This window comes from Flavobacterium cupreum (assembly GCF_003996965.1).
Taxonomy (GTDB): domain Bacteria; phylum Bacteroidota; class Bacteroidia; order Flavobacteriales; family Flavobacteriaceae; genus Flavobacterium; species Flavobacterium cupreum.
On record NZ_QWDM01000110.1, the window covers coordinates 1 to 380 of the forward strand.

The 380-nt window shown below is 43.7% G+C and carries 1 tRNA gene; it reads right to left on the reverse strand.

The window, feature by feature from the left end:
- Window positions 1-159: 159 nt before the first annotated feature.
- A tRNA-Ala gene (locus D0817_RS26835) sits at window positions 160-235 on the reverse strand.
- Window positions 236-380: the final 145 nt, after the last annotated feature.

Below are 380 nucleotides of genomic sequence, written 5' to 3' on the forward strand. Positions count from 1 at the left end.
TATTGATAATACAATCACTACCCATCGAACCACCTGTCGGTGATTCGATAAAAACTTTACTTCTTCCAGATTGTTAAAGAACGAAACAGCATTGACCTCTAAAAGATCAAACCTAAGCATAGTTGCTTACGTTTGTACTTTCAAGATATCGTAGAGTGATGGTGGAGGATGACGGGATCGAACCGACGACCCCCTGCTTGCAAAGCAGGTGCTCTCCCAGCTGAGCTAATCCCCCGGTCTTATGTGGCAGTTACTTCAAAAATCATCTGGCTCTGCCAGTAAATTTTTTACTAATTACCCCAAACGAAAGTAGGTTTTTACTTTCGTTTGATAACCTTGGTAGGGCTGGTTGGACTCGAACCAACGACCCCCGCGTTATC